The organism is Methylobacterium sp. Leaf85 (genome assembly GCF_001422125.1).
In the GTDB taxonomy this organism is placed as follows: domain Bacteria; phylum Pseudomonadota; class Alphaproteobacteria; order Rhizobiales; family Beijerinckiaceae; genus Methylobacterium; species Methylobacterium bullatum.
The window spans coordinates 193,884-214,491 of the sequence record NZ_LMME01000031.1 but is presented as its reverse complement, the minus strand read 5'-3'; the positions used below and the strand labels follow the sequence as shown (position 1 = coordinate 214,491).

At 68.8% G+C, this 20,608-nt stretch carries 17 protein-coding genes; 8 read left to right on the top strand and 9 right to left on the bottom strand.

The features are described 5' to 3' along the window. Position 1 precedes the first annotated feature (1 nt). Positions 2-631 carry an alpha/beta hydrolase gene (locus ASF08_RS17305; protein ID WP_018041865.1) on the top strand — a complete coding sequence of 210 codons (630 nt, stop codon included), beginning with the start codon at positions 2-4 and terminating at the stop codon, positions 629-631. Here ASF08_RS17305 and ASF08_RS17300 read toward each other — a convergent pair. Together ASF08_RS17300 and ASF08_RS17295 are read right to left on the bottom strand one after the other, a co-directional pair. Next, the gene (locus ASF08_RS17300; protein ID WP_056147932.1) at positions 589-1,836 is read right to left on the bottom strand and encodes a glycosyltransferase family 4 protein; all 1,248 of its coding nucleotides are present in this window, start codon (positions 1,834-1,836) and stop codon (positions 589-591) included. The genes ASF08_RS17305 and ASF08_RS17300 overlap by 43 nt on opposite strands. A gap of 23 nt (positions 1,837-1,859) precedes the next feature. Continuing rightward, positions 1,860-2,675, bottom strand: coding sequence for a class I SAM-dependent methyltransferase (locus tag ASF08_RS17295; protein ID WP_056147633.1), 816 nt, complete (start codon positions 2,673-2,675; stop codon positions 1,860-1,862). 312 nt (positions 2,676-2,987) lie between these two features. On the opposite strand from ASF08_RS17295, the gene ASF08_RS17290 reads away from it, so the two are divergent. Together ASF08_RS17290 and ASF08_RS17285 are read left to right on the top strand one after the other, a co-directional pair. Continuing rightward, the gene (locus tag ASF08_RS17290) at positions 2,988-4,079 is read left to right on the top strand and encodes an adenylate/guanylate cyclase domain-containing protein (protein WP_018041868.1); all 1,092 of its coding nucleotides are present in this window, start codon (positions 2,988-2,990) and stop codon (positions 4,077-4,079) included. Then, on the top strand, positions 4,076-4,558 hold the full coding sequence (locus tag ASF08_RS17285) for a YaiI/YqxD family protein (protein WP_056147630.1): 483 nt from the start codon (positions 4,076-4,078) through the stop codon (positions 4,556-4,558). Before ASF08_RS17290 ends, ASF08_RS17285 begins: the two co-directional genes overlap by 4 nt. A gap of 45 nt (positions 4,559-4,603) precedes the next feature. On the opposite strand, the gene ASF08_RS17280 is transcribed toward ASF08_RS17285, so the two are convergent. Together ASF08_RS17280 and ASF08_RS17275 are read right to left on the bottom strand one after the other, a co-directional pair. Then, complete coding sequence (locus ASF08_RS17280) at positions 4,604-5,551, bottom strand: HD-GYP domain-containing protein (RefSeq protein WP_238254195.1); 948 nt, start codon at positions 5,549-5,551, stop codon at positions 4,604-4,606. A 260-nt stretch (positions 5,552-5,811) separates the two neighbouring features. Continuing rightward, entirely contained in the window at positions 5,812-7,119 is a 1,308-nt protein-coding gene (locus tag ASF08_RS17275) for a flavin monoamine oxidase family protein (protein ID WP_056147624.1), read from the bottom strand. Between the two features lie 274 nt (positions 7,120-7,393). On the opposite strand from ASF08_RS17275, the gene ASF08_RS17270 reads away from it, so the two are divergent. After that, positions 7,394-8,110, top strand: coding sequence for a sulfate transporter family protein (locus ASF08_RS17270; protein ID WP_056147622.1), 717 nt, complete (start codon positions 7,394-7,396; stop codon positions 8,108-8,110). Positions 8,111-8,122: 12 nt separating this feature from the next. Here ASF08_RS17270 and ASF08_RS17265 read toward each other — a convergent pair whose 3' ends face one another. After that, entirely contained in the window at positions 8,123-9,280 is a 1,158-nt protein-coding gene (locus ASF08_RS17265) for a complex I NDUFA9 subunit family protein (protein ID WP_056147617.1), read from the bottom strand. Positions 9,281-9,818: 538 nt separating this feature from the next. On the opposite strand from ASF08_RS17265, the gene sfnG reads away from it, so the two are divergent. From sfnG to gltX, 3 genes are all read left to right on the top strand, one after another. Further along, positions 9,819-10,928 (top strand): dimethylsulfone monooxygenase SfnG, encoded by a 1,110-nt coding sequence (gene sfnG / locus ASF08_RS17260; RefSeq protein ID WP_056147613.1) that lies wholly within the window; start codon positions 9,819-9,821, stop codon positions 10,926-10,928. Between the two features lie 167 nt (positions 10,929-11,095). Then, on the top strand, positions 11,096-12,346 hold the full coding sequence (locus ASF08_RS17255) for an SfnB family sulfur acquisition oxidoreductase (RefSeq protein ID WP_056147610.1): 1,251 nt from the start codon (positions 11,096-11,098) through the stop codon (positions 12,344-12,346). 73 nt (positions 12,347-12,419) lie between these two features. Further along, positions 12,420-13,766 (top strand): glutamate--tRNA ligase, encoded by a 1,347-nt coding sequence (gene gltX, locus ASF08_RS17250; RefSeq protein WP_056147608.1) that lies wholly within the window; start codon positions 12,420-12,422, stop codon positions 13,764-13,766. A gap of 221 nt (positions 13,767-13,987) precedes the next feature. Here the strand turns inward: gltX and ASF08_RS17245 are convergent, their stop codons facing one another. Together ASF08_RS17245 and ASF08_RS17240 are read right to left on the bottom strand one after the other, a co-directional pair. Further along, on the bottom strand, positions 13,988-15,685 hold the full coding sequence (locus tag ASF08_RS17245; RefSeq protein ID WP_056147607.1) for a methyl-accepting chemotaxis protein: 1,698 nt from the start codon (positions 15,683-15,685) through the stop codon (positions 13,988-13,990). A 358-nt stretch (positions 15,686-16,043) separates the two neighbouring features. After that, positions 16,044-16,955 (bottom strand): LysR family transcriptional regulator, encoded by a 912-nt coding sequence (locus ASF08_RS17240; protein ID WP_056147604.1) that lies wholly within the window; start codon positions 16,953-16,955, stop codon positions 16,044-16,046. A gap of 120 nt (positions 16,956-17,075) precedes the next feature. Here ASF08_RS17240 and ASF08_RS17235 point away from each other — a divergent pair, with 120 nt between their 5' ends. Further along, a complete protein-coding gene (locus ASF08_RS17235; RefSeq protein WP_056147594.1) occupies positions 17,076-17,936 on the top strand; it encodes a DMT family transporter in 861 nt (286 codons plus the stop codon). A 24-nt stretch (positions 17,937-17,960) separates the two neighbouring features. Here ASF08_RS17235 and ASF08_RS17230 read toward each other — a convergent pair whose 3' ends face one another. Together ASF08_RS17230 and ASF08_RS17225 are read right to left on the bottom strand one after the other, a co-directional pair. Beyond that, complete coding sequence (locus tag ASF08_RS17230; RefSeq protein ID WP_018041881.1) at positions 17,961-19,232, bottom strand: hemolysin family protein; 1,272 nt, start codon at positions 19,230-19,232, stop codon at positions 17,961-17,963. A 125-nt stretch (positions 19,233-19,357) separates the two neighbouring features. Beyond that, entirely contained in the window at positions 19,358-20,587 is a 1,230-nt protein-coding gene (locus ASF08_RS17225; RefSeq protein ID WP_056147591.1) for an MFS transporter, read from the bottom strand. Between the last annotated feature and the right edge of the window lie 21 nt (positions 20,588-20,608).

The window sequence follows — 20,608 nt, the reverse complement described above, 5'->3', positions numbered from 1 at the left end:
CATGACCAAGCTGTCCTTCACTCACCGTTTCGAGCCCGCGACCGTGGCCGGCTCGCCTCCGCTCCTGCTGCTCCACGGCACCGGCGGCGACGAGAGCGACCTGCTGCCCCTGGGTCGCGCCGTCTCGCCGGGCTCCGCCCTGCTGTCGCCGCGCGGACCCGTCCCGGAGAACGGCATGCCGCGCTTCTTCCGGCGTCTCGCCGAGGGGGTCTTCGACGAGGCCGACCTCCGGCGCCGTGCGCGGGAGCTCGCGGATTTCATCGCGGAGGCCCGTGAGGCTTACGGCATCGCCGCACCGGTGGCGCTCGGCTTCTCCAACGGCGCCAACATCGCCGCCGCCCTTCTCCTGCTCCATCCGGGCGTGCTGGCGGGAGCGGCGCTGCTCCGGCCGATGATGCCGCTGGCGGAACCGCCCGTTCCCGACCTGACCGGCACGCCCGTGCTGATGCTGTCGGGCATGGCCGATCCGATCGTGCCGGCCGAGAACGCCGCGCGTCTCGCCGGAATCCTCGGCCGGGCCGGGGCGGATGTGGCGCACGACATCCAGCCGGCGGGGCACGGGCTCGGCCAGGCCGACGTCACGGCGGTTCAGGCGTGGATGGCCAGGATGGTCGAGGGGGAGCGCGCGTAAGCGAGGCTGCTTCGGTAGACCGCCTCGATCCCGTCGAGATGCCGGTCGAGGGTCAGCGGATCGGCCCAGAACAGGTCGTAGGCCGCATCCGACATCCGGCGCGCCTCCGCGTCGTCGGAAAGACGCATGAGGGCGGCGGCGAGGGAATCCGGTTTGCCGGACGCGAACCAGAGACCGTTGACGCCGTCCTCCACCGCTTCCCGTCCGGCGCAGATGTCGCTGACGATCACCGGCGTCCCCGCCGCCAGGGATTCGAGCACGGTGAGGGGCTGGCCCTCGTACCAGACCGAGGGGAAGACGAGGGCGCGGGCCGCGCGCATGAGCGCCTTGACCTCGGCCGGGTTCTTCCAGCCGAGGAAGCGGGCCTCCGGATAGTCCGACTCCAGCTGCGCCCGCTGCGGGCCGTCGCCGACGAAGACGGCCGTCTGCCCGGCGAGGCGGGCGGCCTCGGCGAAGACGTTCGCGCCCTTCTCGGGCGAGACCCGCCCGACGAAGACGATGTCGCCCAGCGGCCGATCCGCCTTCCGCCCGAGGGGCTCCGCGTCGACCGGGTTCGAGACCTCGAAATAGCGCGTCCGTTTCGGCAGGTAGGGGGCGAGAACGGTCTTCTGCAGCCGGCTGATGGTGATGACGGTGGCCGCGCTGCCCACCAGCCCCGACCCCCGCATCAACGCATGACGGCCGACCCGCATCAGTTTGCGGGCGTAGCTCCGGGAATCGCAATTGTAGGCGATGCAGGCGGGCGAGAGCGGGGTCCGGTGGCAGGCGGCCGAGATCGGGTAATCGTAGAAGCCGCCATTGGGGCAGGCGAGATAGTATTCGTGCATGGTGAACACCACCGGCACCCTCGTCGCCTTCAGCACCGGTCCGATGGAGGGCGACAGGGCCTTGGCCCAGCCATGGACGTGGACGACGCTGTCTTCCGGATCGTAGCCGGAGAGGAGCGCTTGGAGGCGGAGCGCCGCCGGCCGGTTCCAGAGCCATTGCACGCCGAAACTGGCGAGCGAGGTGGTGAGCGCCACGTCGGTCTGGCCAAGCACGATCACCGCGATGTCGGCGGCCGCGAGACGCGGATCGGCCGGGCCGACGGCTGCGAAGAACACGACCCGATGGCCACGCCCGGCGAGGCCCAGCGCGCTCTCGATGGCGACCTTCGCCTGCCCGCCGTTGATGAAGGCGTGATCGGCGACGATGATGACATTCATGACCGCATCGGACCGGGTGATGGTCATTTACGGGCGATGACGAAGGCGAAGCTCGTGAAGGTCCGCCAGTCCCGGCTCCGGGCGAGGCGGGTGAACGCGTCGTCGATCTGGCGCAGGCCGGGCAGCTTGTGGAAGTAGCTGTAGCCGTAGAACGGCAGCACGACGATCTCGCGAAAGCCGATCTCCTTCAGGAGCGGCACGATCACCGCCTCGCTGCCCCGGCAGTAATTGTAATGCGCCGGGAATTTCGGGTTGCCGCCATCGTCCCTGCGGTCCGGGAACAGGGTGTGGAGCACGGCGCGCGACAGGGCCTCCGGCATGAGCTGGTTGGCGACGAAGGGCGGGGCGAACAGGGTGGGAAAGAAGCTCAATGCCGCGCCGCCCGGCGCGAGGAGGCCATGGATGTTGCGCCACATCTGCGCCACGTCCGGCACATGCTCCATCACCATCGAGCAATAGGCGAAGTCGAACCGGTTGCGGCCGATAGCGTCGATGGTGGAGGGCGAGGCGATGTCGCAGCAGAGTTTCGCGAATTCGGGCGGCGCGAGGTCGAGCTCCTTCTGCGAGATGTCGTTGATCGTCACCTTGATGCCATGCCGGACCAGTTCCGGGGGCTGGAAGACCGGGTCGCGCCCGCCGCCGATCTCGAGATGGTCGCGAAGGCCGTACTCGTTGGTGAGGGCGACGATCGTGTTCTTGTAGTTCTCCCAGCTCCAGTTCCAGTCGGGCGAATAGCCGAGGTCGCGCGCGATGGCGCGGATGTCGCGCGGGGCGACCAGCGGGCGTATGGCCGGCGTCCCGGAAGCGGTCGGGTCTGAGTTCGCACTGGTCATGCTCATCGCGATGCGCGCCTTCTGAAGCGGTTGAGCCGCATTGCAGCGGTGAGGGCTGCCTGTCTGACAACGAGCCTAAAGCGTACCCGGTTACGGAGATCTCACGGTCTTCCGGGCGGTCAATGAATTTCGAGGGCAGGCTTAACGGCCCATGGCCTTAATCGCGCCATCATGGACCGTTGTTCAGGGTGGGCCGGTCGTCTCGGCGCGGTTCCTCGTCCGCGCCCTCCGACGATGGCCTTCCGAAGGATGCCACGCCTTGCTTCTCCCCGCGCGACGCCATCGTCTTCGTGACGAGCCAGACCGGGGTGGTGTCTGATGCTGCCGCCGCACCGCTGGTTCTGGATCCTCATTCTCGTCGCCTGCAGCGGCGCCGGGCTCCTCTACGACCTGCTGTTCGCCAACGGTGCCTCGCCGCTGGCCGGGGTGATCTATGGCCTCGCGGTGGGGTCGACCACCCTCGCCTTCGACCGTGGACTGATCTTCGGCGGCCTTCAGGCGCGCCTGCGCCAGTTGCCGGCCAAGATCTACGTGCTCACGGCCGAGCTCGCCTATGTCCTGATGATCGCCAGCGGCATCGCGCTCGGCGGCCTCGTCGTCTGGGCACTCGGCCTGACCGGGGACGCGCTCAGGGACGCCGTCAAGATCACCCCGCGGGTCCTCGCCTATTCGCTGGCGGTGTCGGCGATGCTCGTCTTCGTCATCCGCATGCGCGATCTCATCGGCGGCGAGGTGTTCGTGAACTTCCTCGTCGGCCGCTATCATCGGCCGGTGCGCGAGGACCGCATCTTCCTCTTCCTCGACGTCGTCGGCTCCACCGCCTTCGCCGAGACCCATGGCGACCTCAAGGCCCAGGCCTATCTCGGCGCGGTCTTCGCCGCCCTCGCCGAGCCCGTGCGCCGCAATCACGGCTCCACCGACGATTACATCGGCGACATGGCCATGATCACCTGGCCGATGGAGCGGGGCCTCAAGGACGCCCGCTGCGTCGCCTGCGTGTTCGACGTCCTCGACAGGATCGAGGCCGAGGCAGCGGCCTGGCAAGCCCGTTTCGGTGTGGTGCCCCGCCTGCGGGCGGCGCTGCATGGCGGCTCCATCGTCACGGCGGAAGTCGGGGTCGACCGGCACAAGATCGCGTATTTCGGCGACACGGTGAACGTGACCTCGCGGATCGAGGCCCTGTGCCGGCCCCTGGGCACCGAGATCCTGATCTCGGATGATCTCCTCGCACGCCTGCCGCGCCTGCCCGAGGGTATTCATGCCCGCTCGCTCGGCGCCCATGCCCTGCGCGGCCGGGGCCAGCCCCTCGCGGTCTCGACCCTGGAGCGCACGGCTCCGGCGCTCGAGGTGAGCGAGGGCGGACGGACCGTGACCGCGCCCTCGGCCGTGCCCTTGGCGGCGTCCGCATGAACGAGCCGGCCGCCGACCGTTCGATCGTCGTCTTCATCGATGCCGATGCCTGCCCGGTGAAGGACGAGACCTACCGGGTCGCCGGCCGCTACGGCCTGCATGTCTACGTGGTGGCGAACAGCTTCATCACCCTGCCGCGCGAGCCCTGGATCGAGCGCGTCGTCGTCAGCGACGGTTTCGACGCCGCCGACGACTGGATCGCGGAACGGGCGAGACCGGGTTCGGTCGTCGTCACCTCGGACGTGCCGCTCGCCAGCCGCTGCGTGAAGGCGGGCGCCGAGGTCCTGGCACCCAACGGAAAGCCCTTCAGCGAGAGCGGGATCGGTCTCGCTCTGGCCACCCGCAACCTGATGCAGGATCTGCGCGAGGCGGGCACGGTCACGGCCGGCCCGCGACCCTTCTCGGCGCGGGACCGCTCCGCCTATCTCGGCGCGCTGGATCGGACCGTGATGCGGCTCAAGCGAGGCGGCTTCGGCTGACCTTCGCCCTGTCCCGAGCCGCGTCCGGGATCCGTTTCGGCGTCGTCACGAGCCGTTCCCCATGGCCTCGCCGAAGGACTGGACCAGCCTGTCCTCCAGCCGACCCTTCATGTCCGAGAGGATCGCCATGGCGACGGCGTTCGGCATGGCCGGCTTGTAGGCGCGTTTCTCGGTCAGCGCCGAGTAGATGTCGCAGATCGTCATCAGCCGCACGGTATCGCCGATGGAATCCCCGCTGAGGCGGTCGGGATAGCCCGAACCGTCGAGCATCTCGTGGTGATGCCGAACCGCGCCGAGGGTGAGGGCATCGCAGCCGGACTCCTTCAGCTTCTCGTAGCCGATGACCGGATGCGTGCGCATGATCGCCATCTCGCCATCGTCGAGCCGGCCAGGCTTGTTGAGGATCTCCAGCGGAATCCGGGCTTTCCCAATGTCGTGGAGCAAGGCGGCGCGGACGAAGTGATGGCGGTCGCTGGCCGAGAAGCCGAGGTGAAGCGAGAACTTGGCGGCCACGCCCGCCACCAGCAGGCAATGCTGGTAGGTGGCGTCGTCATGCGTCCAGACCCGGTCGAGCCAACGGGTCAACCCACCTTCGCGAACCGCCGCGATGATCGGTTCGAGGCTGGCATCGACCCGCGTCAGGGAGACCGGATCGTTCGACCGCGCCACGTCGAACAGGCGGGTCAGGACTTCGGTGGCCCGAGCCACGCCGCGCTCGATGCTCCGGGCCGGCCTCTCGGCGCGGTCCTGGATCACCTGCGTCATCATCGTGCGGGCGACCATGACGGGGTTCGTCAGAGCCGAGAGGCAGCAGGTCGCACCGAGATTCCTGGCATTGCGCATGCCGATCTCGCTCATGTTCCGAAGGAGGCAGATGACGGGAACGTCCGCGATCCTCAACCGCGCGAAGGCCCGGCGCATGGCGGAGGCGGCGTCGCGCCGGTCGAGGGTCACATCCGACACCGCACCGATGGGCACCGACTTCAAGTCCATTGCCGCATCGAATCTCATGACCTTGCAGTCCGCCACGAGGCTCAGCTCGTGTCGCAACAATTCACTGCTGTCGGGCCGATCCGTTATAAGGAGTACTGTCCCATCTAGCATTCGCGCAACGCCCGAAATCCCACCGATACCCACAGAGACAACCTATGTTGCAAAAGTGGAGAGAAAATTAATTGCATCCTCAAGTGTAAATTCGAGAGTACAAATGAACCTGTTGGTTAGAAAAACTACATTTCTACCAAAGGGCGATCTCAAAAAATTTGAGTTGCAACCTCCGTGCCCGCTCTCATGCCCTCTTGATAGGCGCCTCCGGCGGTTCCCCATTGCAGGCGCGACAGCGCCTCTCCGGCGAACCAGATCTTGTCCGCCAGCGGGGCCTGAAGCTGTCCGCGTGCCGGCGCATGTCCGGGTGGGACCACGGCCCATGAGCCGAGCGACCAGGGGTCGTGGCGCCATTCGCTGATCGCCGGAATGGCAAGATCGTGCAGGGCGCGGTGACCGAGATGCTCCGCCAGGACGGCGCGGACCAGTCGGCGGGTGGTATCCGGGTGCCGGTCCCGTGCGTCGAGGGCCCGGATCATCGGCGTGTCGAGCTCGAAGAAGTGGAACGGCGTCCCGTCCACCCGGGTGAGCAGTCCGGGGGGCTTGTGGCGTCCGCCGACCAGGGCGGCGAGGCGGTCGCGACCGAGGAAGGGCGCGGAGGGCCAGTGCAGCACGGCGTGCTCGTAGATCCCGCTGGAGAATCCATCGATGGCCGCGCGCGTCTCCGGCGGCAGGGAAGGGGTGAAGAGCGGCGCGGCGCGCAGCACCATCATCGGGATCGTGACGATCACCGCCTTGGCCCGCCGCACCGATCCGTCCGCCGTTTCGACGGTGACGCCCGTCCCCGACCAGTCGATGCGCACCACCGGCGAGTTCAGCGCGATGGGCAGCCCCTGCGCCAGGCGGGCGAGATAGCCGCCGAAGCCGCCGGCGATGAAACGGTTGTCGCCGTATTCCATGCTGGGAAAATCATGGAGTGAGACGTCCGTCAGGGGGCGACCCGACACGAGGCCGTGGACGAGGGCGATGCGCTCGGCCCAGGGGCCGAGGCCGGGCGGGAGCGCGCTCGAAGCCGGGCGGTCGGGGCCGCCGAACCCGGCCTGGGTGGTCAGGGCGCGATCGGCCACCGAGAAGGCGCGGGCATGGGCGGCGGCCTCGGCCGGGCGCCCCTTCCGCCCCGATACGAACAGATGCCCCTCCTGCGCGGCGATCCTCAAGGGTTCGCCCCGAATCTCGCCCAGGCGCACCAGCGGGTTGATCGGGCCGGCATGGAGCCAGTGCCCGCCGAGATCCACCGGATGGCCCCGCAGCATCGTGGTGATCAGCCGTCCGCCGACCCTGTCGCGCGCCTCCAGCACGGCCACGGAGACGCCGCGTTCCGTGAGGGTCCGCGCCGCGGCGATCCCGGCGGCACCCGCGCCGACGACGATCACATCTGCGTGGTCGGGCAGAGGCGCGAGGCGCGGGGCGATGCTCGGCCGGAAATGCGCGTGGGCGGGACGGGATGTCGGGATCATGCGGTGGGCAGGCATCCGGTAAGGCGGGTCGTGAAGGGCCGAGGGCCGGTAGAGTGACCCGCGATTCTCTACCGACGGTTACGGGAGAAGGGATCGCACGTCCTCAAACGTCGCCGATCTCTTGCAGGAACGCGCGGCAGCGGCAAAAAGGTTCAGCGCGGCACGGCCGGCCGGGGTTGCGCCGCAACGCCGGCGCCGCCAGAACCCGGCGCTGACGGCGGCTCCCGGACGGGGGCTCGCCCGCCCTCGCGCGGAACTCAAGGATTCGGGCGCCATGCTCATTCAGGCGGCCTTCGCTGCGGTCAAGCAGGTGCTCTCGCCGCCTCTGCGCGCCATCCTGTGGAAGTCGCTGGCCCTGACCCTCGGGCTCCTCGTCCTGATCTGGGCCGGCCTCACCAAGGCGATCGACTGGTTTCTGGCCAACCATCACCTGTCGGCGAGCTACCCGTTCCTCGATACCCTGGCGGTGTTCTTCGCCGGCGCCGGCCTGTTCATCGGCCTCGCCTACGTCATGCCGGCGGTCTCGATCCTGGTGGCGGGCTATTTCCTGGACGATGCCGCCGCCATCGTGGAGCGCACCGACTTTCCCCAAGACGCGCCGGGCACGGCTCTGCCGATCGGATCGGCGATGCTCTACGCCCTGCACTTCGCGGGCCTCGCCCTGTTGGTGAACCTCGTGGCGCTGATCCTGTTCTTCGTGCCGGGCGTGAACCTCGTGGCGTTCTTCCTCGCCAACACCTACCTCCTCGGGCGCGAGTATTTCGAACTCGCCGCCGGGCGCTTCCGGCCCATGCAGGAAGCGGGCGCCATGCGCCGGCATTTCGGCCTGACCACCATGACCGCCGGCGCCATGCTGGCGGGCCTGATGGTGGTCCCCGTCCTCAACCTGCTGACGCCGCTCTTCGGCATCGCCCTGATGGTCCATGTCCACAAGGGGTTGAGCCGCAAGGTCGCCCTGGCCGGACCGGATGTGCGCAAGCGGATCGGTTGATCGCGGCCCGCCTCAGCCCCGCGTCCCCCACCGCACGCCCATCCGGCTCGGGGCCGTCGCGTCGGGGCCGATCGGAGGACCGCTCGGCCGGGTGACCGGCGGGGATGACGGCTCCGCCGCCTCCTCTTCGGAGATGGTGATCGTCTCCTTGGCGAACTGGCCGGCCTTGCGGAAGGTCCAGAGATAGCTCGGCACGACGGCCGCCATGGCGGTGGGCAGGATGCCGAGGCCGTCGAGGGTCCGCCCCTCGGCCTTGGCCGCCTCCGAGACCACGTTGTCGGTCTGCAGCAGGGTGACCTGGTCGCGCGTGAGCTTGAGGCTGTCCGGCAGAAGGCCGAGGCTCAGGGTGTCCACGGTCTCGATCACACGGGCCTGCAGCATGGCGAGGGGCTTGGGCAGGTCGACCACGAGGCGGCGGCGCATGGTGGTCTTGAGCATGTAGCGGACGAGGGCGTCGAGGGTCTCGATTTCGGGACCGCCGAGTTCGAACACCCGGCCCGCCTCGGCCTGTCCGTCCACCGCGCGGGCGACCGCCTCGGCCACGTCGCCGACGAAGACCGGCTGGAAGCGCGTGCCGGCGCCGGCCAGGGGCAGGACCGGGAGCACGCGGGCGAGCGACGCGAAGCGGTTGAAGAAGCTGTCGCCGGGGCCGAAGACCAGGGAGGGGCGCAGGATCACGGAGCGGGGCTGGGCGGCCAGGACGTTCGCCTCGCCCAAGGCCTTGGAGCGGGCGTATTCGGACCCGGACGTCTCGTCCGCCCCGATGGCCGAGACATGGACGACCGGCGCGCCGACGCTGGCCGCCGCGCGAGCGATCTCGCCCGCCCCCTCGGCCTGGAGGCCCAGGAAGCTCTGCTTGCCGCTCTCCTGCAGGATGCCCACGAGGTTCACCACCACGTCGGCACCCTCCACCGCCCGGGCGATGGAGTCGGGGTAGCGCAGGTTCGCCTGGACGGCGACGATCTGCCCGACCTTGCCCAGCGGCTGCAGGAAGAGCGCGAGGTCGGGGCGGCGGACGGCGACGCGGATGCGATAGCCGCGCTTGGCCAGCGCCCGCACCACATGGCGCCCGAGGAAGCCGGAGCCGCCGAAGACGGTGACGAGTTGTGATGACGGACGCGGCAAGGACGGTCCGGCGAAAGGAGAGGTCGAAGCGTCGAAGCCGGTCATCGCCTGGGTTCCACCTGTCATCCGAGATGCCCCGCCATGCCCCGTTCGGGGCGGGGCCGAGCCCGTATCCGTCACCATCGAGCGTCTCTCACACGACTCCCCTGCGCAATCGTGCTCCGCGCGAGAAACGACCGTGACCGGGAGTGTGTGAAGCCCTCCGAGTGCGGGGATTACCATCGCTGGCGCATCGATAGCTAGGGCCGTTTGCCGCCGTGCGGGAGGCTCCGGTGACCGGGAAAGGTCGACGCCCGGGAAAATCTCGCGGACCGGCCCGTCCGAGATGCCGCGCCCCCGCCGATCCCGGTCCTGCCGGAACACGATCGTGTCGTTCGAGGCCGGTTTGCCGGAAGATTGTCCCGACATGGCGCAAGAAAAAGTATTTCTCTTCCTTTGACTATGCCCCGTCTTCGTAAGACATTCGGCACACCAAAGCTACAACGCAAGCTTAACTTCGTCGTGTGCTTGATATCATAATGTATTCACTTGCGGTCGCGGCGTCGACTGGGCCGCACGATGTCTCGAATTCGCGGATAGATGCATGACTCTCCCGAACCATTTCGCCCCGGAGCCGATCCGTTTCGCCTATTGGGTGCCCAACGTGTCCGGCGGCCTCGTCATCAGCAAGATCGAGCAGCGCACCAGCTGGGATGCCGACTACAACCGCAAGCTCGCCCAGATCGCGGAGGCGGCGGGGTTCGACTACGCCCTGACGCAGATTCGCTTCACCGCCGGTTACGGGGCCGAGTTCCAGCACGAATCGGTGGCGTTCAGCCACGCCCTGCTGGCGGTGACCACGAAGCTCAAGGTCATCGCCGCGCTCCTGCCCGGCCCATGGAACCCGACCATCGCCGCCAAGCAGATCGCCACGATCAGCCAGCTCACCAACGGGCGCATCGCCATCAACGTCGTGTCGGGCTGGTTCTCCGGCGAGTTCCGCGCCATCGGCGAGCCCTGGCTCGACCATGACGAGCGTTATCGCCGCTCCGAGGAGTTCATCCGCTCCCTGCGCGGGATCTGGACCCAGGACGACTTCACCTTCCGCGGCGATTTCTACCGCTACACCAACTACACCCTGAAGCCGAAGCCGGCCGACCCGCAGCCCGAGATCTTCCAGGGCGGCTCCTCCCGCGCCGCGCGCGACATGGCGGCCCGCGTCTCCGATTGGTACTTCACCAACGGCAACACGCCGGAGGGCATCCGGGCGCAGGTGGACGACATCCAGGCCAAGGCCTCGGCCAACGGGCATTCGGTGAAGGTCGGCGTCAACGCCTTCGTCATCGCCCGCGACACCGAGGAAGAGGCCCGCGCGGTCCTCCAGGAGATCCTCGACAACGCCGATCCCGATGCGGTGAAGGCCTTCGGCCACGAGGTGAAGAACGCCGGCAAGGCCTCCCCGGAAGGGGAGGGCAACTGGGCGAAATCGAGCTTCGAGGATCTCGTCCAGTACAATGACGGCTTCAAGACCAACCTGATCGGGACGCCCGACCAGATCGCCGAGCGCATCGTCGCCCTGAAGGATGCCGGCGTCGACCTCGCGCTCCTCGCCTTCCTGCACTTCCAGGAGGACGTCGCTTATTTCGGTGCCCACATCATCCCGAAGGTGAGGGCGCTGGAGGCCGCGCGCGAGCGCCGGGCCGAGGCCGCCTGAGCTGACGCAACGCTCCTCCCTCCCCCTTGTGGGGAGGGATCGAGGGTGGGGGTGGTGCCGGATATGGCGCGACATCTTCGGGGCCACCCCCACCTCCAACTCCTCCCCACAAGGGGGAGGAGAGTGCGCGAGCCGCCGCGCGACACCCTTCGACTTCGGAGCCATCCATGAACATCGCCGTCAGCGCCCAGTCGCTCGAAACCGCCCGGGGCGCGCCGCCGGTTCCCCGTCCGGCATCCCCCGCCCATGTCATCCGCGACGATGCCGAGGCGATCCGCGTCGCCCATGGCCTCGCCAGGGAGTTCCGCGAGGGCGCGTCCGAACGCGACCGGACCAACCGGCGGCCCTATGCCGAGCTCGACGCGTTCTCGCAGAGCGGGCTCTGGTCGATCAACGTGCCCAAGGCCTTCGGCGGGCCGGAGGTCTCCTACAAGACCCTGGCGCAGGTCGTTGCCATCATCTCGGCGGCGGATCCCTCGATCGGCCAGATCTCTCAGAACCATCTCGGCATCGTGGCGGCGATCCGCACGGTGTCCGACCCCGATCAGCAGGCGCTGCTGTTCGGCGAGGTTCTCAAAGGCACCCGCTTCGGCAACGCCTTCTCGGAGATCGGCACCCCGCGCGCCACCGACTTCAAGACCCATTTCGTCGATGACGGCGACCACGTCATCGTGCGCGGCAAGAAGTTCTATTCCACGGGCGCGCTCCTCGCCCATCTCGTCCCCATCGTCGCCCTCGATGGCGAGGGCCGCGCCTGGTACGCCATCGCCGACAGGAGCGCGCCCGGCCTCACCGTTATCGACGACTGGTCCGCTTTCGGCCAGCGGACCACGGCGAGCGGCACCGTCCTCATCGACGACGTCCGGGTGCCCAAGACCCATCTCGTGCCGGCCTGGAAGGGCTACGAGCAACCGCGCTCCGACGGGGCGATCTTCCAGATCATCCAGGCGGCGGTGGATGCCGGCATCGCCCGCGAGGCCATCGACGACACCATCGCGTTCGTGCGCACCAAGACCCGCCCCTGGGTCGATAGCGGCCAGGACCGCGCCTCCGACGACCCCTACACGATCCAGGCCATCGGCGAGCTGACGATCCGGCTCCATGCGGCCGAGGCCATCCTCGACAGGGCCGGCCTCGCGCTGGACGAGGCGGTGGCCAACCCGAGCGCGGAGACGGTCGCCGCCGCCCAGCTCGCCGTGGCCGAATCGAAGGTGCTCACCACCGAGATCGCCGTGCAGGCGAGCAGCAAGCTGTTCGAGCTCGCCGGCACTCGCTCGACGCTCGCCGAGAGCAACCTCGACCGGCACTGGCGCAACGCCCGCACCCACACCCTCCATGACCCGGTGCGCTGGAAATACGCGATCATCGGCAACCACGCCCTCAACGGGGTCAATCCGCCGTTCCACGCCTGGAGCTGACGGGCTCGTCTGAACTGACAGTCTCTCGGGGCCGACAGTCCCCAGACACTCGAAAATCGGCTAGAGGGCGGGCATGACATCCGCCCCCCTCGTCCGCTTCGCTCCCTCGCCCACGGGCTTCCTCCATATCGGCAACGCCCGCCCGGCGCTGCTGAACGCCCTGTTCGCGCGGGCGCGGGGCGGGCGTTTCCTGCTGCGCCTCGACGACACCGACCGGGAGCGATCGACGGAGGAATTCGCCAAAGCCATCGAGGAGGACCTCGCCTGGCTCGGCATCGTGCCCGATCTCTTCGTTCGCCAGTCGGACCGCTCCGCCATCCACGATGCGGCGGCCGAGCGCCTGAAGGCGGCGGGCCGGCTCTATCCCTGCTACGAGACCCAGGAGGAACTCGAGCGTCGCCGCCGGCGGCAGCTCGGACGGGGCCAGCCGCCGATCTACGACCGGGCGGCGCTCGGCCTCAGCGATGACGAGCGCGCGGCTTTGGAGGCCGAGGGGCGCACGCCGCATTGGCGCTTCAAGCTCGATGCCCGCACCGTCGCCTGGGACGATCTCGTGCGCGGGCCGGCGCATGTGGATTGCGCCTCCCTCTCGGACCCGGTGCTGATCCGCGCCGATGGCAGCTACCTCTACACGCTGCCCTCCGTGGTGGACGATGCCGAGATGGGGATCACCCATGTGATCCGCGGCGAGGACCACGTCACCAATACCGGCGTGCAGGTGCAGATCTTCGAGGCCCTGGATCAGCCGGTGCCGATCTTCGGCCACCACAACCTGCTCACCACCGCCGACGGCGAAGGCCTGTCGAAGCGGCTCGGCCACCTCTCGCTGAGGGGCCTGCGCGAGGCGGGCTACGAGCCCGGCGCCGTGCGCTCGCTCGCCGTGCTCACCGGCTCGGCCGAGGCGGTGCGCGCGGTGCCGGGCCTCGACGACCTCGCCGCCCTGGTCGATCTCTCCCACATCTCGCGGGCGCCGGCGAAGTTCGACCCGCAGGAGCTCGACGGGCTCAATGCACGCCTGATCCACGCCATGCCCTATGACGAGGCGCGCGAACGCCTCCTCGCCCTGGGCATCCCGGAGGCGCGCGCGGAGGCGTTCTGGACGGTGATCCAGCCCAACCTCACCAAGGTCGGGGACGCCGCCGAATGGTGGCGGATCGTGGCCGGGCAGGTGACGCCGGTCATCGCGGATGCGGGCTTCGCCGCCGCCGCCCTGGACGTGCTGCCGCCCGAGCCCTGGGACGGCCAGACCTGGAAGGCCTGGACCAATGCGGTGAAGGAGCGGACCGGCGCCAAGGGCAAGGCCCTGTTCATGCCCCTCCGCCTCGCGGTGACAGGGCTGGAGCACGGGCCGGACCTCTCGGGCCTGCTGCCCCTCATCGGCCGGGACATCGTGGCGGCGCGGCTCGGCGGTCGAGACTGACGGCCTCGGCCCGAAAAGCGGATCCCGCTTTTCAGACCAAACGGCGCTGATCCCGACCGATGGTCGTCCTCATCGTCGGCCGGTCTCGGACCGATGCCGGCCGGCCTCATACCCCCTCCGGTCGATCGCTTCGGTCAGTATGGCCGGAGCAGGCTCCCTCTCCTTCCAAAGGGAGGGGACCCGCACTCGCCGGACACCGAATGCAGCGGCCGGAGACGGCCTCAGGCCGCTCTTACGCTGGCGAGGAAGCGGCGCACCTCGACGTTCAGGTGCTCGGATTGGCGAGAGAGCTCGCCCGCCGAGCCGAGCACCTGGGATGCGGCTGCCCCCGTCTCTTCGGCGGCCCCCGCGACGCCCGAGATGTTGCTCGTCACTTCGCTCGTTCCCGTCGCGGCCTGGGCGACGTTGCGGACGATCTCCTGGGTCGCGGCCCCCTGCTGCTCCACCGCCGCGGCGATGGTGGTCGCCACCGAATCGATCTCGCGGATGCGGGACGTGATGGAGGCGATGGCCGACACCGCCTCGCCGGTGGCACCCTGGATCTGGGCGATCTGGCTGGAGATCTCGTCCGTGGCCCGCGCTGTCTGGCTGGCCAGTTCCTTCACCTCCGTGGCCACCACGGCGAAGCCTCGGCCGGCCTCTCCCGCGCGTGCTGCCTCGATGGTGGCATTGAGGGCGAGAAGGTTGGTCTGCGCGGCGATGTTCGAGATCAGTCCGACGACGTCGCCGACGCGGGAGGCCGCCTGGGACAGGGCCTGCACCAGGGCCGCCGTCCGGTCGGCTTCCGTCACGGCGCCCTGGGCGAGATCGGCCGACCCGCTGACCTGCCGTCCGATCTCCTGCACGGAGACGCCGAGCTCTTCCGCCGCCGCCGCGACGGTGTTGACGTTGGTGGCGGCTTCCTCGGCGGCGGCCGCCACGGTCATGGATTGGCTCGCCGTCTGCGTGGCGGTGGAGGTCATGGTCTGGGCGGTGGCCTGGAGTTCGGTGGCTGAGGCCGACACCATCTCGATGATGCCGCCCACGGCGCCTTCGAAGCTGTCGGCCATCGCGATCATCGTGCGCTTCCGTTCCGCCTGTGCGGCGTCGTCGGCGATGCGCCGGATGTCGGCTTCCTCGGCGGCTTTCCGGGCGACCATGGCCTTGATCTCTTCCACGGCCTTGCCCACGGCGCCGATCTCGTCTCCGCGCTTGGCCTCCTCGATCTCGGCGTCGATGTCGCCCTGCGCCATCCGCTGCAGGACCGAAACGAGATGGCCCAGCGGGCGGGTGATGCCGAACGTGACGATGAGGCCGGCCAGGATCGCGGCGGCGGTGAGGCCGATGGCCGCGATGGCGATCAGGCGCTGGATGGTGTCGGCGACCTCGGCTTCCAATGCTCGCTTTCCCGCCTGCATTTCCTCCGTGATTCGCTGGGTGCGCTGCTCGATGAACGCGTTCAGCTTCGTCCGTGCCGGCTGGCCTTCCTGCTGCACGACCTGCAGCGCCTTGGCGATCTCGTTCTCCAGAGCGAGCGCCGTCGCACGATGCAGGATGACGAAATACGCTTCGGCCATTTGCCGGACATCCTGGCCGATCTTGCGACGTTCGGGGGTTTCGGCCAGGAGGATCAGCCTGTCTATATGCTCGATCGTCGTCTTGGCGGCCTGTTCATACCGTGTCTTGTAATCGATAATCTTTTCGGGCTGCTTCTCCAGCAGGATGTTGCGGCTCAGGAGGGCCGCTTCCGCGAGTTTGAACTGAGCCCGCAGATAAGTCTCCTGGCGGACTGTGAGAACGTCGGCATAATATTTTGTCTGTTCGGCGACGCTGTTCAGGGCCGTGCGCGAATAGGCCACCAGCCCGACCGCCATCAGTCCCATCAGGGCCAGCGGGATGGCGATCTTCAGCATCACGCTGGCTTGCCTGACGACCTTCATCTCGAACCCCGGATTGATATGCGCTCAGGCGCAGCAGAATGCGAAGCAAGGTTACAAGAGATCGTCTAAAGATAAGCTTAAGCGCGCATGTGTGGGCAATCGATCTGTCGCCCGCCATTACGATCAAGCAAGTGCGGAGGAAGCACTGCTTAAACCGGCAGGATTGTGCCGGATATCAAGGCCGAGATGTGTCGTGACTTGAATCTGACACGAGGGATCTTGTCGTTCGGGCGAACGTCACCGAGCTAAGCTTTCGATATGGGGTCGCTCATGGGGGAGCCTGCAAGGAGGCGAAGCGTTCCGTCGCGCCGAGTGTCTTCAGCCCGGTGGCTCCGTCCCGATCCGGCGCGGCTCGGGTTCAGTCGCCTCCGCCCGCCGCCTTCGGCAAGAGCGCGTCCCGTTCCCGGAGGAGATGTCCCACGAGCCGTTCCGCCGCCTGGCCCGGCGGTCGGCCCGCCGGGCGGATCAGCATCGTCTCGATGGGCAGGCGCGGCCGGAACGGTCGCAGCACGATGGGTAGGTTCGCGAGCGCGCGGGCGGGAAGGGGATCGACGATGGCGATACCGAGCCCTTCGGCCACGAGGCCGCAGCGCGCGGACGTATATTGCGCCATGAGGCCGAAGCGCGGGACGATGCCGGCCGCCGCGAAGGCCGCCTCGATCGCCTGCTGGAACACCCCGGTTCCGCCCGCGATCAGGGGCTCGTCGGCGAGATCGCTCACCCCGATCGCCCGCCTGGCCGCGAGGGAATGCCCCCGGGGCAGGGCGCAGACCGCATCGATGGCGAGGAAGGGCTCGCAGATCACGCCCGCATAGCCGGAGCGGGGCCGCACCAGGCCGAGATCGCATTGACCGGAGGCGGCCCAGGACCAGATCGTCTCCGGCGCCGGCACATGGACTGCGACCCGGATGCCCGGTGATTCCTCGCTCAACCGCCGGATCGCCCGCGGCAGCAGCCGTGAGGCCAGGGATGGTTGGCAGGCGATGCGCAGCGGCCCCGTGCCGAGGTCGCGGATCTGGCGGGCCGCCTGGGACAGGTGGTCGAGCCCCGCATAGGTCCGCTCCACCTCGCGGGCGAAAGCCTCACCCTCCTGCGTCGGCAGAGCGCTGCCATGGCCGCGCACGAACAGCGCGAAGCCGAGATCGGCCTCGAGCTGCGCCATCGCGCGGCTGACATGGGGTTGCCCGATGCCGAGGGCGGCAGCGGCCCGCGTCATCCCGCCATGGCGGAGGACGGCGCGAAAAAGATCGAGATGGGCCGGATTCATCATGCCTGTTTCGCATGGACAGCGACGGGTCAAGCATTTGACGGCATGAGTGCCGGATGGTTGTCAAGGCGTCCGCGCCGAGACCTCTCCGGTCTGGCGGTCCGATCGGTGTGGGACGAAGCGATGCAACGGATCACGGCGGGATGGGGCAGCGGCCTCCTGGGCGTCATCATCTTCAGCGCCTCGCTGCCGGCGACGCGGGTGGCGGTCGGCGGTTTTTCACCCCTCTTCCTGACCTCGGCGCGCGCGGTGATCGCCGCCCTGCTCGGCGCAGCGATGCTGTTCGCCCTGCGGCAGAAGCGTCCCGAAAGATCCGATCTCGCGCCGCTGGCCATCGTGGGCCTGGGTGTCGTCGTCGGTTTCCCTCTCCTAACGGCGCTGGCGCTCCAGCACATCACGTCGGCTCATTCCATCGTGTTCATCGGCCTGCTGCCGCTCGCCACCGCCATCTTCGGCGTGATCCGGGGCGGAGAGCGTCCAAGCCCGGCCTTCTGGCTGTTCTCCGGCATCGGCAGCCTCACGGTGGCGGGCTTCGCGCTGTTCCAAAGCGGGGGCGGCTCGCTCACGGGCGACCTCCTGATGGTGGCCGCGATCGTGCTCTGCGGCCTCGGCTACGCGGAGGGCGCGACCCTGTCGCGCCGGCTCGGGGGATGGCAGGTGATCTCCTGGGCTCTGGCTCTGTCCCTGCCGCTCATGGCCGCCATCGCCCTCGTGAACCTGCCCCCGGCCTGGAGCGGCATCGGCCTGCCGGCCTGGATCGGCCTCGCCTATGTCTCGGTCTTCAGCATGCTGGTGGGGTTCGTGTTCTGGTATCGCGGGCTGGCCCTGGGCGGGATCGCCGGCGTCGGGCAGCTCCAGCTGCTGCAGCCGTTCTTCGGCCTGGCTCTCGCGGGCCTGCTGCTCCACGAGCCCGTGGCCCCGAGCATGCTGGCCGTCACCGGCCTCGTGGTTCTCTGTGTGGCGGGGGCCAAGCGCTATGCCTGAGGGCGCCCGCTTCCCGGGGGAAGCTCAGGCGATCCGCGACACCAGGATCTTGTCCACCCGGCGCCCGTCGAGATCCACCACCTCGAAGCGCCAGCCGGCGATGTCGCAGGTCTCGCCGGTCTCCGGCAGGCGCTGCAGCTTGGCGATGACGAGGCCGGCGGCGGTCTCGTAGTCGCGGCTCGATTCGAGCTTGATGCCGAGCTGGTCGGCCATCTCGTCCACCGGCATCCAGCCGGCGATGAGCCAGGACCCGTCCTGGCGCTGCACCGCCTCGGGCTCGGAATCCTCCGAATGGAACGCGCCCGCGATGGCGTCGAGGATGTCGGCCGGGGTCACGAGCCCGTCGAAATGGCCGTACTCGTCGTGGACGAGCGCCATCGGAACGTCGGCCGCCTGAAGGGCGGTGAGCGCGTCGAGGGCGTCGAGGGTGTCGGGGAGCACCGGGGCGCTGCGGATATAGGCGCGCAGGTCGAACCGTTCGTTCTCGATGAGCGCTTTGACCAGTTCGCGCACCTGCACCACGCCGAGCATGTTGTCCGGATTGCCCTCGCCGACCGGGATGCGCGAATGCGGGCTCGAGACCAGCATGGCGCGGATCTCCTCCGGCGCCTTGTCGAGGTCGATCCAGTGCACGTCGGTGCGCGGGGTCATGACGCCCCGCACGGCGCGGTCGCCGAGGCGCAGCACGCCGGCGATCATCTTGCGCTCGTCGGTCTCGATCACCCCCGCCGTCTCGGCCTCCGCCACGATGGTGCGGATCTCCTCTTCGGTCACCGCGCTGGCGCTGGAGGCTTCCTGGCCGACCAGCCGGAACACCGCGCGGGTCGAGGCGTCGAGGAGCCAGACCGCCGGAAGCGCGATCCGCGAGATCAGCCGCATCGGCCGGGCGACGAAACAGGCGATGCCCTCAGGGTCGCGCAGGGCCACGTGCTTGGGCACGAGTTCGCCGATGATCACCGACAGATAGGTGATGATGGCGATGACGATCCCGTAGCCGAGGGGATCGGCCACGGGTTTCGACAGGCCCGCCTCGAACAGGATCTCGGTGAGGCGTTCGCCGAGCGCCGCGCCGGAGACGGCGCCGGACAGGATGCCGACGAGGGTGATGCCGATCTGGACGGCGGAGAGGAAACGTCCCGGATCTTCGGCGAGGGTCAGTGCCGCCTGGGCACCGGGCCGGCGCGCCTCCACCATCATCCGCAGCCGGGACTTCCGCGACGAGACGACGGCGAGTTCGGACAGCGCGAAGGCCCCGTTGAGGGCGATCAGGGCGACGGCGACGGCGAGCTCGAACACGTTCGGTTCCGTAAGCCGGAGCCGCTTGGACCAAGCGTGCCGGACTTCCAAGTTTGCGGCGATCGCTCGCCTGTCGCTCCGGTGAGCGACGACGAGCGCCTAGATGGGCTGTCGAACCGGGCTGGTCAACGGTCGGGGTCGGACGATGGACCCGGAACGAGGGGGGGCAGGCGCGAAAGTCGGAGCGCGATGGCCAGCGCGAGACCGTAGAGGGCGCCGAAGAAGGCGACGACCCCCGACCATCCCGCATGTTCGAAGAACCAGCCCCCCGCCGTGCCGAGCACAGACGAGCCGAGGTAATACAGGCACAGATAGACCGAGGAGGCCTGCGCCCGGTCGCGCAGGGCGCGCCGCCCGATCCAGGAACTCGCCACCGAATGGGCGCCGAAGAAGCTCACCGTGACCACGACGATCCCCGCGATGATGAGGGGAAGGCGCTCGGACAGGGTCATGAGGATGCCGACGAGGCCGAGCAGGATCGCGAGCCACAGCACCCGGCGCCGCCCGAGCCGGCTCGCGATCTCGCCCGTCACCGCCGAGCTGAACGTGCCGGCGAGATAGACCACGAAGATCGCGCCGATGGCCGACTGGCTGAGGTTGTAGGGCGGATCGAGCAGGCGGAAGCCCACGTAATTGTAGACGCTGACGAAGCCGCCCATGAGCAGGAACGCTTCGGCGAAGAGCCAGGGCAGGCCGGGATCGCGGAAATGCTGGCCGAACGTACCCGGCACCTGACGCCAGCGCATCGGGTTGGCGAGAAAGCGCCGCGACGGCGGCAGGCCGCGCCAGAACAGGATGGCGGCGACGAGCGCCAGGATTCCGATGGTGCCGAGACCCACGCGCCAGGAGGCATGATCGGTGATGATGCCGGCGATCAGCCGCCCGACCATGCCGCCCATGGCGTTGCCGCCAATGAGGAGCCCCATGGACAGGCCGATGGCGCGGGAATCCATCTCCTCGCTGAGATAGGCCATGGCGACGGCCGGCAGGCCGCTCGCGGCCAACCCCGTGAGTGCGCGCAACGCCAGGAAGCCGTGCCAGCTCGGCACGATCACGGCGATGAGGGTGAGGATCGCCGAGGCGAAGAGGGAGGCGACCATGATCGGCTTGCGCCCCCACACCTCGGAGAGCGGGCTGACCACGAGGAGCGCCAGGGCCAGCATCGCGCAGGGGAGCGACAGCGACAGGCTGCTCTCCGCCGGCGAGACATGGAACTCGTCGGCGAAGACCGGCATCAGCGGCTGGACGCCGTAGAGCACGGCGAAGGTGGAGAAGCCTGCGGCGAACAGAGCGAGGGTGGTCCGACGAAAGATCGGCGTCCCGGCCGTGATCAGGCGGTCGCTCTCCTCGGCCATGGTCGCCGGTCTCCTCGATGT